12 protein-coding genes are annotated in these 13,963 nt (G+C 67.0%); 6 read left to right on the plus strand and 6 right to left on the minus strand.

What is annotated here, in order from left to right; genetic code table 11:
* Window positions 1-28 precede the first annotated feature (28 nt).
* Entirely contained in the window at window positions 29-271 is a 243-nt protein-coding gene (locus GJV26_RS04320; RefSeq protein WP_155707749.1) for a hypothetical protein, read from the plus strand.
* A gap of 56 nt (window positions 272-327) precedes the next feature.
* Here GJV26_RS04320 and GJV26_RS04325 read toward each other — a convergent pair whose 3' ends face one another.
* Both GJV26_RS04325 and GJV26_RS04330 read right to left on the minus strand, forming a co-directional pair.
* Window positions 328-786 (minus strand): hypothetical protein, encoded by a 459-nt coding sequence (locus GJV26_RS04325; RefSeq protein WP_155707750.1) that lies wholly within the window; start codon window positions 784-786, stop codon window positions 328-330.
* Between the two features lie 102 nt (window positions 787-888).
* Window positions 889-1,968: a PKD domain-containing protein gene (locus GJV26_RS04330; protein WP_155707751.1), complete on the minus strand. Its 1,080-nt coding sequence runs from the start codon at window positions 1,966-1,968 to the stop codon at window positions 889-891.
* Between the two features lie 155 nt (window positions 1,969-2,123).
* On the opposite strand from GJV26_RS04330, the gene fos reads away from it, so the two are divergent.
* Window positions 2,124-2,534: a fosfomycin resistance glutathione transferase gene (gene fos, locus GJV26_RS04335; protein WP_155707752.1), complete on the plus strand. Its 411-nt coding sequence runs from the start codon at window positions 2,124-2,126 to the stop codon at window positions 2,532-2,534.
* 40 nt (window positions 2,535-2,574) lie between these two features.
* Here fos and GJV26_RS04340 read toward each other — a convergent pair whose 3' ends face one another.
* Both GJV26_RS04340 and GJV26_RS04345 read right to left on the minus strand, forming a co-directional pair.
* A complete protein-coding gene (locus GJV26_RS04340; protein WP_155707753.1) occupies window positions 2,575-4,797 on the minus strand; it encodes an alpha-galactosidase in 2,223 nt (740 codons plus the stop codon).
* A 47-nt stretch (window positions 4,798-4,844) separates the two neighbouring features.
* A complete protein-coding gene (locus GJV26_RS04345; protein ID WP_155707754.1) occupies window positions 4,845-5,759 on the minus strand; it encodes a GntR family transcriptional regulator in 915 nt (304 codons plus the stop codon).
* A 282-nt stretch (window positions 5,760-6,041) separates the two neighbouring features.
* On the opposite strand from GJV26_RS04345, the gene GJV26_RS04350 reads away from it, so the two are divergent.
* The 4 genes from GJV26_RS04350 to GJV26_RS04365 are packed head-to-tail and all read left to right on the plus strand — an operon-like array spanning window position 6,042 to window position 12,199.
* A complete protein-coding gene (locus tag GJV26_RS04350) occupies window positions 6,042-7,433 on the plus strand; it encodes a glycoside hydrolase family 28 protein (RefSeq protein WP_155707755.1) in 1,392 nt (463 codons plus the stop codon).
* An 8-nt stretch (window positions 7,434-7,441) separates the two neighbouring features.
* Window positions 7,442-9,562, plus strand: coding sequence for a glycoside hydrolase family 65 protein (locus GJV26_RS04355; RefSeq protein ID WP_155707756.1), 2,121 nt, complete (start codon window positions 7,442-7,444; stop codon window positions 9,560-9,562).
* Between the two features lie 38 nt (window positions 9,563-9,600).
* On the plus strand, window positions 9,601-11,412 hold the full coding sequence (locus GJV26_RS04360) for a glycoside hydrolase family 28 protein (protein WP_155707757.1): 1,812 nt from the start codon (window positions 9,601-9,603) through the stop codon (window positions 11,410-11,412).
* 22 nt (window positions 11,413-11,434) lie between these two features.
* Complete coding sequence (locus GJV26_RS04365; protein ID WP_155707758.1) at window positions 11,435-12,199, plus strand: rhamnogalacturonan acetylesterase; 765 nt, start codon at window positions 11,435-11,437, stop codon at window positions 12,197-12,199.
* A 10-nt stretch (window positions 12,200-12,209) separates the two neighbouring features.
* Here the strand turns inward: GJV26_RS04365 and GJV26_RS04370 are convergent, their stop codons facing one another.
* On the minus strand, window positions 12,210-13,154 hold the full coding sequence (locus GJV26_RS04370) for a DUF3616 domain-containing protein (protein ID WP_155707759.1): 945 nt from the start codon (window positions 13,152-13,154) through the stop codon (window positions 12,210-12,212).
* Between the two features lie 66 nt (window positions 13,155-13,220).
* Window positions 13,221-13,856 carry a class I SAM-dependent rRNA methyltransferase gene (locus GJV26_RS04375; RefSeq protein WP_155707760.1) on the minus strand — a complete coding sequence of 212 codons (636 nt, stop codon included), beginning with the start codon at window positions 13,854-13,856 and terminating at the stop codon, window positions 13,221-13,223.
* Window positions 13,857-13,963: the final 107 nt, after the last annotated feature.

Below are 13,963 nucleotides of genomic sequence, written 5' to 3' on the forward strand. Positions count from 1 at the left end.
AACGAAACCGCAATAACGGACATCGTGCATGGTTGAACTGATCATCGAAGCGGGTGCCTGGATCGGCCGGGTACTGTTTCATCTCCTGGCCGAACTCGTCCTCCAGGTCATCTTCTACTGGCCTGGCTGGTTTTTCCTCCGGCTGGTAACCTTCGGGCGATACCCGCCGCGCAGGCCGATCGGACACGATTTCATGTGGGTGGCGGCAGTCGGCGTGATCGTCCTGGCGGTGGTGGCAGCCCTTTGCTTTCACCTTGCAAGTTTCCGCTAGGCGTGGCGCCTGCACGGGCCGTGGGGCCGCGGGCGCCTGCCCCGCGTTCCCGCCCTTCATCGCCGTCGGGTAAGGCGGCCGGGAATCGTCTCGTGGCCCCACTCCGGCCAGTGCCTGGCGGTCTGCCGGGCTTTCCGCAGCCACGCGAAAGCGGCATCGATCAGCGCAAGCTGGGCCTCGGCCTCCCGGATCGATGCCGCCTCGGCGCGCCCGCGGATGTAATCGGCCAGCCCCTGCGCCACCGTATCGGCCTGCAGCTTGAGGATATCGACATCGACGACGGTTTCGACAAAGCCGAAACAGCACGGCCCGCCAAGGAACTCGGCATCGTTGAAGTTGCTTTGATACGCCGCCTCGATCAGCAGGGTGTCGATATCGCCGGGCCCCCTGCCCATATCGACATCGATGCCGGCGAGCCGGCCAAGCGCCGCGATGCCGCTGCACATCTGCTGTTCGGCGTCGCCCCAGCCGCGCAGCCGGAGGTTTCTTGCGATTTGCAGGTAGAACTTGTCCATGGATGCCTTCCCCCGATGTACTAGTAAGCTCCCACAGGGTAAGACAGTGAGCGGTTCGATCCGTTCCTCGCCGGCTCATGACAGTCCGCAATGCAGCGCGGTTTATTCCACCGCCACGTCCCACAGCTTCGCCATCCGGGACGATCCCTGCGGGCCGTCCACGGTCAGCACGACGAGGAACTTGCCGGCCTCCCTGTACCGGTGCACCGGATGCTGCTCGGTCGACGTGGTGCCGTCGCCAAAGTCCCAGAGCCACCGGGTGACCGGCCCCACGCTCTCGTCCCGGAAGGTCACGCTGCGCCGCGCCATGTCCGTGACGATGAACGACCACTGCGCCTCGAACGGCTTCCGGTACTTCGCTTCCAGCGGCATCAGCGTGAAGACGGTGCCCAGGCTGGCGTTGCCGTACATCCTGCGATGCGCCGACAGGTTCCAGAAGCCCTTCTTCGACGCTTCGTCCGGGCCGTCGTAGTCGATGACCGCCCAGGTCAGGCCGACCTTGCTGTTGTCGGACAGCTGCGATGCCACCGCGCGGGCGGGATCGGCGCCGGCGTAGTCGAACGGCGTGATCCAGAATTCGGCCGTCAGCTTGCCGGGCTGGCCCGGCTTCGCGTCGTACGAATAAGCGATGTTCGAGTACGGCAGCTTCTTCAGCCATGCCTGCGGGCCCCACAGCAGCGCCCAGTCCTTGCCGGCCGCCGGCGTGAAGATGTGGTAGTTTTGCGCATGCACGCCGTGATAGGCGAAGTAGCGCTGCGCCCATGGCAGCGACTGGTCCGGGTGCAATGTGTCGATCAGCGGCCCGCCCGAGAGATCGCCGTCGACGACGATCTCGAAGGTATCGTTGTGCAGGCCGGGATCGGCGTAGTCCCAGTGGTCGTCCCAGGCTTCGTAGAGAAAATACAGCCGGTTCAGGCCTGCCACCCACGCCACGCGCACCTTCACGTCGAGGCTTTTCGGGTCGATCCTGCGCCCCTTCCCGGAGTCGTCCCGCAACTGGTCGGTGCCAACCACGTACGCGTCCGGGAAATCGCGCCAGTCGTCGGCCTTGCCGTCGATGACGGGGATCTTATTGGCGGGGAACTGGAAGACCTTGTAGCCCCGGTCGTCCTGGGCCCCGGCACTGGCGCAGGCGATGGCGGCGAGCACCGCGGGCGCGAATTGTCTGATGGTGATCGGCATGTGGGCAGTGGCAAGGATAGCCGGCAAGGACCGGCATGAGCTGCATGCACTCTACCAGTTCGCCGCACCGGCAACGGCGCCGGGCCGATCAAGAAATTGAGAATCGCAAGGACGCCGGCACATTACAATGACCAGGTTGCTCTCGACCGGCCACCATGATCACCTCCCTCAATCACATCACGCTGTCCGTCTCCGACCTGGAGCCCTCGTTCGCCTTTTACGTGGATACGCTGGGCTTCCGGCCGCGGGCGAAATGGGCCCGTGGCGCCTACCTGTCGGTGGATGGCCTGTGGCTGTGCCTCACCCTCGACAGGCGGTGCCGGCAAGGCCCGCTGCCCGAATACACGCATGTGGCGTTCACCGTCGAAGCCGCGCGGTTCGCGGCACATGCGGCCGCCCTGCGGGCACTGGGCGTCACGCAATGGCAGGACAACAGCAGCGAGGGCGATTCGCTGTATTTCCTCGACCCCGACGGGCACAAGCTGGAGATCCACGCCGGCAGCCTGGCGTCGCGACTGGCATCGCTGCGCCTGGCGCCGTATGACGGCTTGACGCTGTTCGACTGAGCCGCCCGGCCCGCCGCCACGGGGTCGATCGCCAACGCGGTCAGGCCCCGTCCAGCACGAAAGCCGCGGCCTGGAAATCCCCTTCGAGCACGACGTCCAGTCCATGCCCCATCCAGTAGGCGCCGCTGGCCCGCTTCGGCGTTCGCGGCGACACGCCGCCGGAAATGGCCCGCAGCGCATACGTTTTCTTCGGATCGAGCCCGCGCAGCTGGATGCGCGGCCGGGCTTCGCGCAGGCCGCCCGAATGGAGGAAGGCGAACAGCACGGCCTGTTTGGCGTCCTGCGCCACCGACAGCGTGGCCGAACGGGCCGAGCCGCCCTGCGGCGACACGAGGCGGTACAGGTTCCCCTGCTGCACCGTCATGCGGATCGTCTTGTATTCCGCCACCAGGCGCTTTGCCTTGGCGAAGTCGTCGTCCTTCCAGTGATTCAGGTTGGCGCCGATGCCCAGCCCGCCCTGCATCGCGGACAGGAAGCGGTATTCCAGCGACGTGACACGCTTGTTGACGAAGTTCGGCGCATCGGTCACCCACGCCATCATGATCGCCGGCGCGTAGGCGCGGCTGAAGCCGTCCTGGATCAGCAACCGGTCGAGGGGATCGGTATTGTCGGACGTCCAGACCTGGTCGGTCAGGGCCATGATGCCCAGGTCGACGCGGCCGCCGCCGCTGGCGCACGACTCGATCTCCAGCTTCGGGTGCCGCCGGCGCAGTTCTGCCAGCAGCTTGTACAGGTTTTCCACGTAGGCGACGTACAGCCGCTGCTGTTCGGCAGGCGCCGCCTCCGGCCAGCCCGGTTCCGACCAGGCGCGGTTGTGGTCCCACTTCAGGAAGGCGATATTGTGGTCCGTCAGCAGCTTGTCGAGCATCTTCAGCAGGTGCTCGTACACGTCCCTGCGGGCCAGGTTGAGCACGAGCTGGTTGCGCGCCTCCGAGCGCGGCCGGCCCTTGAAGTTGATCACCCAGTCGGGATGCGCGCGATACAGGTCGCTGTCCGGGTTGACCATCTCCGGCTCCACCCACAGCCCGAATTCCATGCCCAGGTCGTTGACGCGCCGGATCAGCGGCGCCAGTCCGTTCGGGAATTTTTTCCTGTTCACGACCCAGTCGCCCAGGCCGGCCTTGTCGCCGTTGCGGGCGCCGAACCAGCCGTCGTCCATCACGAAGCGCTCGACACCGATGCTGGCCGCCTTCTCGGCCAGCGCCGTCTGTCCCGCTTCATCGACGGCGAACAGCGTGGCTTCCCACGAGTTGTACAGCACGGGCCGCAGCCGTGGCGACGGCGCGCCGGGCAGGATGCGCTCGCGCTGGTAGCGGTGGAACATGCGGGATGCGCCGCCGAAGCCGTCGCCCGAATATCCGGCATGGAAGACGGGCGACGCCAGGCTCTCCCCCGGCTTCAACCGGTAGGCGAAATCGAACGGGTTGTAGCCTGCCGTGGTGCGCACGCCGCCCAGCGCATCCATGTCGACGTGGATGCGCCACGAACCGCTCCAGCCCAGTGCGCCGAACCACACGGGTCCGGCTTCTTCCTGCGTGCCCGCGCGGCTGATCGCGATCCACGGATTGGCCTGGTGGGACGTGACGCCCTTGCGGCTCTCGATCACGATCGAACCCGGCACGATCGGGCGCGTCTGCAGCGCGAACTCGCCCGCCCAGCGCCCGGTGAGGTAGGACAGGCGGTAGTCGTCGCTGTACGGCAGGTTGAGGCTCGCCGCCGCCAGCTGGTCGAGCTGGATCCAGCCGGCGGTGCGGTTTTCCACGGTCGCCGAGCGGGCCACGATGCCGGTCGCCGCATCCATCGCATAGGTGACGGAAACGTGCACCGCGCGGCTCACGTCCTTCAGCCGCACCACGATCCGGTCGTTGCCGACCTGGTGGTCCACGTAGCGCAATACCAGGTCGCGCACCCCGTCCGGGAAGGTCACCTTCAGGGCCGGCTCCACGGTCAGGCCGCCGCCGAAGCCGGGGAATTCCAGCGGCGTGATGGTGACCGGCATTTCATTGGACGAGTTTTCGGGTACCGGCACGGGCGTCGGCAACGTGTCGCCCGCGGCCAGCGCGCTGCCCCAGTACAGCGTCTGCAGCTGCCCTTCCCCGTTCACGCCGAACGCGTACGTCACGTCCGCGCCGTCGAGCCGGAAGACCCTGGCCGATTCGTCCACCGACGGCCGTGCCCTGGCGGCGCCGCCGAGGGCGATGCCGGCGAGGCCGCCGAGAAGTTGCATGCAGAGGGTGCGGCGGCGCTGGTCGATGTCGGTCATGTGTGGTGGTCTCCTTGTCGTTGATGTTTTCCGGTGAGTGTACGGCCTTACCCCGGCCGCGCCTTCCGTTCCCTGGTGCGTATCCCCTGCAGCAGCGTGCTGCGCGACGAATCCAGGTGGATCCGCATCGCCTCGCGGGCCCCGGCGAAATCGCGCCGCGCGAGTGCCCGCATGATGTCCAGGTGCTCGTGCACCGCGTACTGGTTGCGGCTCTGCTCCTCCTCCTTGTCCCACTGGTAGTGATAGTGGAACACCAGCGATACGCTGTCGTACAGGCTCCTGGCGAAGCGGTTGTTCAGCAGCCCGATCAGGAAAGTGTGGAAGTCGCGGTCCAGTGCCGGAAAATCCTTGTGCCGCGCCGGCATCACGGAGCCCAGCTGTTCGTGGCGGGCAATCAGTTCGTTCAGTTGCTCGAACGCGGGATCATCCGGCGGCAACTGCGCGAAGCGATCCACCGCGGCGAATTCGAACATCTGCCGCACGTCGGCCAGTTCCATCGCGAACGAGCGGTCGAAGGCGCACAGCCGCCAGCCGCCGCGCGGCTTCTTTTCGATCAGCCCGGAGCGCGAGAATTCGATCAGGAACTCGCGCACGCTGATCGTGCCGGTACCGGAGGCCCGCGCCAGTTCCGCCTCCGAGAATTCGGCGCCGGGCGGCATGTCGCGCTGGTAGATGCGCTCCAGCAGCACTTCCCGGATGCGGTCGGAGCCGGGCTGCAGCTCGGCGAGGTCGAAATAATCCTTGCGTCGCGGCTTGCGGAGCAGGCGGCGTTCCTTCAGGTCGCCGATCAGGCCCTGCGCATGCAGGTGGCCGAGCACGCTGCGCACCGCGGTGCGGCTGCCCTCGACCAGTTTGGCCATCTGCTGCTCAGTCGGCAACGGCTCGCCGATCGCCACGTGCGCGGCGAAATGTTCCAGCAGCAGGTTGGTGCTGCGCTTGAAGACGAGGGGCGGTCGGGCCATGGGGTCTCGGATCTTGTATTGAATAAATTATATCCCCGATTCGCGGCAATGCCCGGGCCATCGGAGGCCGCGCCGGTCATCTTGCCGGTCGCCGCGCCTGTCGTGCGCCCCTGTCGTGCGCCCTGTGGCAATTCGCCCACGCATTGGTCAAGTTCGTGAGCAAGTGCTTGCATGCTGCCCATGCCGAAACATGCATGATTACACTCGCCGGTGCAAACATGAAGTTTTTTATTCATTAAGCACTGTCGGCTTTTAAAAAATACAACCCTTGACCAGGACTCCATGCAAAGCACCATTCTCGCCGCCGCCCTGCTGCTCGCCGCCGCGCATGGCTTCGCGGCCGATTTCAACGTGCGCGACTACGGCGGCAACGGCGACGGCGTGACGAAGAACACCGCGGCGATCCAGAAGGCGATCGATGCCGCCGCGAAGGAAGCGGGCACCGTGGTCTTCCCGGCCGGGACGTACCTTACCGGCTCGGTCTTCGTCAAATCAGGCGTCACGCTGAAGCTGGGCAAGGGCGTGACCCTGCTCGGCTCCCGCGATATCGACGATTACCCGTTGATGCCGACCAGGATCGCCGGCATCGAGATGACGTGGCCGGCGGCGCTCGTCAACATCTACCGGCAGCAAAATGCCGCCATCGTGGGCGAAGGAACGATCGATGGCGACGGCAAGGTGTTCTGGGATGCCTACCTGGCGCTGCGCAAGGAGTACCAGCCGCGCGGCCTGCGCTGGGCTTCGGACTACGATGCGCGCCGCCCGCGCCTGGTGCAGGTGTTCGACTCGTCCGACGTGAAGGTGGGCGGCGGCCTGCTGATGCGCCGCGCCGGTTTCTGGACCGTGCACGTGTGCTATTCGAACGACGTGACGGTGGATGGCCTGACGATCCGCAACAACGAGGACGGCAAGGGGCCGTCGACGGACGGCATCGACATCGATTCGTCGCGCAGGGTGGTGGTGGCGAACGCGGATATTTCCGTCAACGACGATGCGCTGGCGCTGAAAGCCGGGCGCGATGCCGACGGCCTGCGCGTGAACCGACCGACCGAGGACGTGCTGATCCGCGACGTGATCGTGCGCGCCTCGAAGGGCGGCATCACGTTCGGCAGCGAAACCTCCGGGGGCTTCCGCAATATCGAGGCCTACAACCTCACGTTCGACGAACACACGCCCGTCGGCATCCTGTTCAAGTCGGCGCACACGCGCGGCGGCTGGGGCGAGAACCTGCGCCTGCACGACATCACGATGCACGGCACGCCGATCGTCATGCGCATCAACATGAACTGGAACCCGGCCTACAGCTACGCCGCCATTCCGGCCGATGCGAAGGATGTGCCGCCCCACTGGAGGGTGATGGCCACGCCGGTACCGAAGGACAGGGGCCTGGCCCATTTCCGTGATATAAAAATCTGGAACATCAGGGCCACCGGCGCGAAGAGCGCGTTCGAGGTGGCCGGCATTGCCGAAGCGCCGCTGCAGCGCTTCCATTTCGACGGCATCGACATCGAAGCGAAGAGCGGCGGCCATATCCACGAGGCGCAGGACTGGCGCTTTACCAATACGAAGCTGCGACTGCCGGCTGATGCACCGGTGGAAGTGGGCGAAGACAGCCGCGTGACCGGGCTGCCGGCCGGAACGTTCGTCGTGCGCAACCCCGCAAGGAAAGGTTAATTTACCCGATGCTCAAGCCACACCACCTTGCCGGCCTTCCGCTGCTGGCCGTGCTCATCGCGGCGAACGCCGCCCCGATCGACCGCCAGGCCGTCGTCAAGCGCCACGATCCGCATTTGCGGGCCATCGATCCGATGTCGCCACTCAGCGTGGGCAACGGCCGCTTTGCCTTCACGGCCGATGTGACGGGCCTGCAGACACTGCCGGACCATTACCACGGCCAGGGCACGCCGACCGAAACCGGCGCGCGCTGGTCATGGCATGAGAACCCCAATCCGCACGGCTACAAGCTGTCCGACGCGAACCGCGACTACACCGCCTGGGGCCGCACCGTCGGCTACCCGATGAACGCGAAGTCGCCGGCCGGCCAGTGGCTGCGCGAGAACCCGCACGTGCACCCGCTGCCGCAGATCGGCTTCGTGCTGACCGGTACCGGAGCCCGGCCCCTCGCCGCCGCCGACGTCAAGGACGTCGACCAGCGCCTGGACCTGTGGAAGGGTCAGCTGGACAGCCACGTGCGGCTGCTCGGCCAGCCGGTATCCGTCAGCAGCGCCGTCAGTCCGGACAGCGACACGCTCGCGCTGCGCATCCGTTCGCCGCTGCTGGCGGGCGGCCGGGTGGCCGTGCGCATCGCCCTGCCCTACGGCTACCGGCCGGGCGATCACCACAACCCGCCGCTGGACTGGTCGCAGCCGGACGGACACCGGACGAAGGTGCTGGAACAGACCGGCCGCAGGCTCGTGGTCGAGCACACGCGCGACGCTTCCCGTTATGCGATGACGCTGGCCAGCGGCACCCCTCTGACCATTGCGCATCCAGGTGCCCACGTGTTCGAGATCACGCCGAAATCCGGCGAAACGCTGGAGCTGACGATTTCATTCGTGCGGGACGGCATCGCCCCGGCGCCCGCCGCCGCCAGCGTCTTCAAGACCGGCAGCGCCTTCTGGGACCGGTTCTGGCGCAGCGGCGCGGCCATCGATTTCGCCGGCAGCACGGACCCGCGCGCGGCCGAACTGGAACGGCGCGTGGTGCTGTCCCAGTACCTGGCCGCGATCCAGCTGGGCGACGAGATGCCGGCGTCGGAGAGCGGGCTCACGACGTCGACCTGGTATGGCAAGCACCATACCGAGATGGTGTGGTGGCACACCGCTCACTTCGCGCTGTGGGGCCGCCCCGAATACACGGCGCGCACGCTGACCTGGTTCCAGCGCACGCTGCCGGTGGCGCGCGCCGTGGCCGCCGAACGCGGGCTGAAAGGCGCTCGCTGGATGAAGATGACCGGGCCGGGCGGCCGCGAAAGCCCAGGCGGCAACCCGCTCATCGTGTGGAACCAGCCGCACCCGATCCACCTGGCCGAACTGCTGTACCGCGCCAATCCCACGCGCGAAACGCTCGAACGCTACCGGGAACTGGTGTTCGACACCGCGCAGGGCATGGCCACGATGCTGCACTGGGATGACAAAGGCAAGCGCTACGTGCTTGGCCCGCCGCTGTGGATCGCCCAGGAGATCTACGACCAGGGCACCAGCATGAACCCCACCTATGAGCTGAGCTACTGGGCGCGCGGCCTGGAGATCGCGCAGCAGTGGCGCGAACGGCTCGGCATGCCGCGCGACGAGGACTGGGAACGGCGCAGGACGGGACTGTCGAAGCTGCCGGTGAAAGACGGCAAGTACGTGGCGCTGGAATCGACCCCTGATACCTGGGACAACGTCGACAGCCGCCACGACCACCCGTCGTTCCTGATGGCGCTGGGCCAGTTGCCGGGCGACGGCGTGGACCGCGCGATCATGCGCAACACGCTCGACGCGGTGCTGGCGAAGTGGGACTGGAACACCAAGATCTGGGGCTGGGATTACCCGATGATCGCCATGACGGCGGCCCGGCTGGATGCGCCGGAGCTGGCGGTGGGCGTGCTGCTCAAGTCCGACGGCCCGAACAACGGCTACACGGCGGCCGGGCACAACCCGAACAAGGCCCTGCCCGTCTATTTGCCCGGCAATGGCGCGCTGCTTGCCGCCGTGGCGATGATGGCCGGCGGCTGGGATGGTGCGCCCCGCGCCACGCCGGGGTTCCCCGACGATGGCACCTGGAAGGTGCGGACCGAGGGGTTCATGCCGCTGCCATGAACGACATTTCCAGCCCCGACATGAAAAGTGAAAATCACATGACCGATCCGCTCGACCGGCGACGCCGCCGCTTCCTGCGCGACACCTCGGCGGCGGGTGCGCTGCTGGCCTCGGGCGCGGTGCCGCTGGCGGTTGCTGCCAAGGAATCCGCGGCGCCGGCCGATCCATGGCGACGCGCGCAGCAGGTCGTCGACCGCTGCTCGCGCCGCCTTGTCTTCCGCAGCGAAGATTTCACGATCACCGCCTTCGGCGCCAGGCCCTGCGCGCTGGTGCCGGCGCAGTCGGTCTGGCGCACCGAGCGGACGGATGTGATGACGCCGGCCCCTGGTTCGCCCGACTGCTACCCGGCGCTTGCCAACGCCATCGCGGCCGCCAGCCGCGCGGGCGGCGGCCGCGTGCTCGTGCCGGCCGGCAGCTGGTACTGCAAGGGCCCGATCGTGCTGCGCTCGAACGTGCACGTGCACCTGGCGGCCAATGCGCAGGTGTACTTCAGCGCCGACCCGGCCGACTATGCGAAGTATGGCGACATCGACTGCGGCAAGGCCGGCAGGCTGGTGCTGTCGCGCTGGCAGGGCAACGACCTGCTGAACTACTCGCCGCTGGTGTATGCGTACAACCAGTCGAACATCGCGCTGACCGGCGAAGACTGGACCAGCGTGCTCAATGGCCAGGCCGGCGTGCACGTCGATGCCGGCGAAGGCCCATGGTGGGACTGGATCGACCGCAAGGACGGCAAGGTGAACGCCGCGACCGTCAACCCGCTCAATCTGCCGCTCGAAACGGTGGCGCCCACACTGGCCCCGGAACAGCGCGCGCTGATCCAGGGTAATCATCCGCGCTGGAATGGCGACACGCGCTACCTGCCCGCGCTTTCCGAAGCCGGCGTGCCGGTCGCGCGGCGCGTGTTCGGCATCGGCCACCACCTGCGCCCGTGCATGATCGAGCTGATCGGCTGCACCGACGTGCTTCTCGAGGGCTACCAGGTGGTGCAGTCCCCGTTCTGGCTGCACCACCCGGTGAACTGCCGCAACCTGCGCATCAGCAAGGTGAACATGGAAAGCAAGGGGCCGAACAACGACGGCTTCGATCCCGAATCGTGCGACACCGTTCTCGTCGAGCACTGCATGTTCAATACGGGCGACGACTGCATCGCGATCAAGTCCGGCAAGAACCGCGACACGCAGTATGGGCCCACCCGCAACGTGGTGATCCAGGACTGCGTGATGAACAGCGGCCATGGCGGCGTGACGCTCGGCAGCGAGATGGCTGGCGGCATCGAGCACGTGTACGCGCAGCGCATCGATTTCCGCAACGCGCACTGGGCAAGCGACCCGCTGCGCAGCGCTATCCGGCTGAAAGCGAATCTGAACCGCGGCGGCTTCCTGCGCCACCTGTACGTGCGCGACGTGACGGTGCCGAACGGCGTGGATGCGCGCGCCCGCAAGAGTTCCCCGCCGGACGCGGCCAATCCCTTCAAGGGCCTGGCCACCGGCAGCGGCGCGATCGTCACGATCGACTGCAACTACGCGGCCGGCGACGATGGCGTGCGTACCCGTCCCACCGCGGTGTCGGACGTGCACATCTCGAACCTGCGCGCGCGGAACGTCAAGATGGCCGATGGCGAGTTCTCGTGCTGGCAGGCCGTGCTGATCCTGGGGCCCGTCGCCGCCAGCTTCAACGGCCCGGCCGGCACGGCGATTCCGCCGGTGACCAACGTGACGATCACCGACTGCGACTTCGGCACGCCGCGCAACGGCAGGGAGCCGGTGTACCTGCACAATGCGCGGGACGTGGTGCTGGCCAACGTGAAGATCGGCGGCAAGGTCGTCGACCGGAAATTTTCGGCCTGAATTATCCATTCGAGGGATCGTCATGCAACGAACGATAGTCCTGCTCGCGGCGCTCACCGTGGCTGCCGGCGCCCACGCCGCCGCCCTGGCGCCGATCCGCGTGATTCTCGTCGGCGATTCGACGATTGCCACGGGCAATGGCTATGGCGACGCGCTGTGCGCGCGCTTCAGGCCTGAAGTCGCCTGCGTGAACCTGGCGGCGAACGGGCGCAGCTCGAAGAGCTTCCGGGCCGAAGGCCGCTGGGACAAGGTGCGGGAACTGCTGCGCGATGGCGGCGACGATGGGGGCAACGATGGTGGAAAATTCAGTGCGCAGTATGTGCTGGTGCAGTTCGGCCACAACGACCAGCCGGGCAAGCGGCACGCGACCGACCTGGTGGCCGAGTTCCCCGCGAACATGGCACGCTATGCCGCCGACGTGCGCGCGCTCGGCGGCGTGCCGGTGCTCGTCACGCCGTTGACGCGCCGCACCTTCAGGGGGCCGTACCTGCGCGACACGCTGGCGCCGTGGGGCGCGGCCACGCGCAAGGCGGCCGCGCGGGAGCGCGTCGTCCTGCTCGACCTGAACACGGAGAGTGCGCAGGCCGTGCAGGCCATGGGCCAAGCAGGGGCGGATACGCTGGCGGTCGAACCGCCGGCGGTGCCCGATCCCGCCGGCAACAAGGTGAAAAACGCGTTCGACTGGACGCACCTGGGGCCGAAGGGTGCCGCCTTCTTCGGCGCGATGGTTGCAAAGGAACTGGCGCAGGCGGTGCCCGCGATCGCGCCTTACCTGGATACGGATTGATTTGGGTGTTCTACCAGACGGGAAGTGCCAGCGTCAGCAACCTGAATCCGGGATCGGTACATGCGTCCCCATCGTCGCTGATCAGATGGATCACGCGCTGCTTGCCATCGACCATCAGCGCCTCGGGCCGGAAACCGGCCGGCAGTGCAACGTCCAGCGGCACGGCCTTCGCGCCCGCGCGCCAGCCGAACAACGCGAATTTTTTCCCTGACCCGCTCGGGCCGGCGACGATCAGGTAGCCGCCGGTACCGGGAACGGCCTCGATGCTGCGAATGCCCAGCCCGCCGAGATCGAGTTCGACCGCATCGCCGAATTCCGGCTCGGCGTTCGCGCCGCCGGCGGCCACGAGCGCCTGCGGATTCCTGAGCGGCACGATGAGTGCGCGGCCACCGGGAACAGGATTGCGGAAACCGATCAGCAGGCCGCCGGCGGCGTCCGCCGCCAGGCCCTCGATGTTGAGGGCGCCCTTGCTTTCGGGAGACAGGAGCGCCACTTCGGCAAGGTGGTAGCGGATGCCGATGGGGTGCGCGAAGAGCTTCGGCAAGCCGGAATAAGCCGTTCCGGCCGGACGAAGGCTCGCCCCGCCCGTGCCCGCGCCGACTTCCGTCGCGAACAGGCGGCGCCGGTCCGGCCTGGGCTTGCCGTTCTTGTTCGCGCCGTGCGAAGTGAGCCAGTAGACGCGGTTGCCGACGCGGGCCGCGCCTTCGATGTCCGCCTCCTTCTCCACGCCCAGGAAAGCCTGGAGATTCAGGGTGGCGACAGGCTGGCCCGGGGCACGAAGGCTGTACACGCGCAGGACATTGTCCTCGTCGTTCGCGACGACGAACCTGTCGCCGTCGAGCATGACGGCGGCGGAGGCGTCGCACATGCCGGCATAGCGCGTGACCGCGGCAGCGGGCAGTGCGCAGATCACGGCCATCAGGATCGCGCAGGTTTTCACGGTAAAAGCGGACATGGCACCTCCATCACGTTCATCGACGCACGATGGGACCGGATTGCGTCGCCGGATCCGGACCCGCTCTCAGCGCGGGTAAGTAAAACCGGTACGGATATCCATCGGCGCGATGCGGCTGCCTTCGCGCACCATCAGGCGTTGGGGCGGTTCGACGCCGGCCAGCACGCGCGCCGCGACAGGCAGCCCTTCCCCCTTGCGCAGCAGCGCATCGCAGCGCTCGTAGACATTGGGGCAGTCCGTGGCCGCGAGGAGCGCCTGCACCACAGGTATCTTCCACAAGTCCACGCCGCCGGCATTGAACTGGCAGATCAGGTAGCCATCCTTGCCGCCGTAGCTGTGCACCAGCAGGCCCGGCAAGCCGTCCTTCTCGCCGTCGACGAGCGGCACCAGTGCCTGCATGTCGGCGTTGCGCAGCGCATCGGCGCGGCGGGCGATGGCGGCCTGCACGCGCCGCTTCATCATCGCGTGGTCGATCGGCTCGTCCTCGCGCAGCGTCCACACGCGGGCGGCGATCTGCGACTTGGCATTGTAGGCCGCGCGGGCCAGGAACTGGCGCGACGACGACTGCACGATCGCCGTGGCGCCGGGCTTCCTGAGTTCCTGGGGCTTGCCGTCGACCTTGTCGATGGCGGAGGCGTAGATCCACGGGTCGCCGGCCAGCAGGCCTTTTTCCTTACCCTGTTTGATGGTGATGATGAGCATGTGCGGCTTTCGTATTCAAGGACGGAATGATACAGCAAGGCGTTACGTGACAGAACGCGAGCAGTCAGGCACTTTTCGGTGACGGTAATACCGTTTGGACAAGTCGA

It is taken from the genome of Pseudoduganella dura (assembly GCF_009727155.1).
GTDB classification, from domain to species: domain Bacteria; phylum Pseudomonadota; class Gammaproteobacteria; order Burkholderiales; family Burkholderiaceae_D; genus Rugamonas; species Rugamonas dura.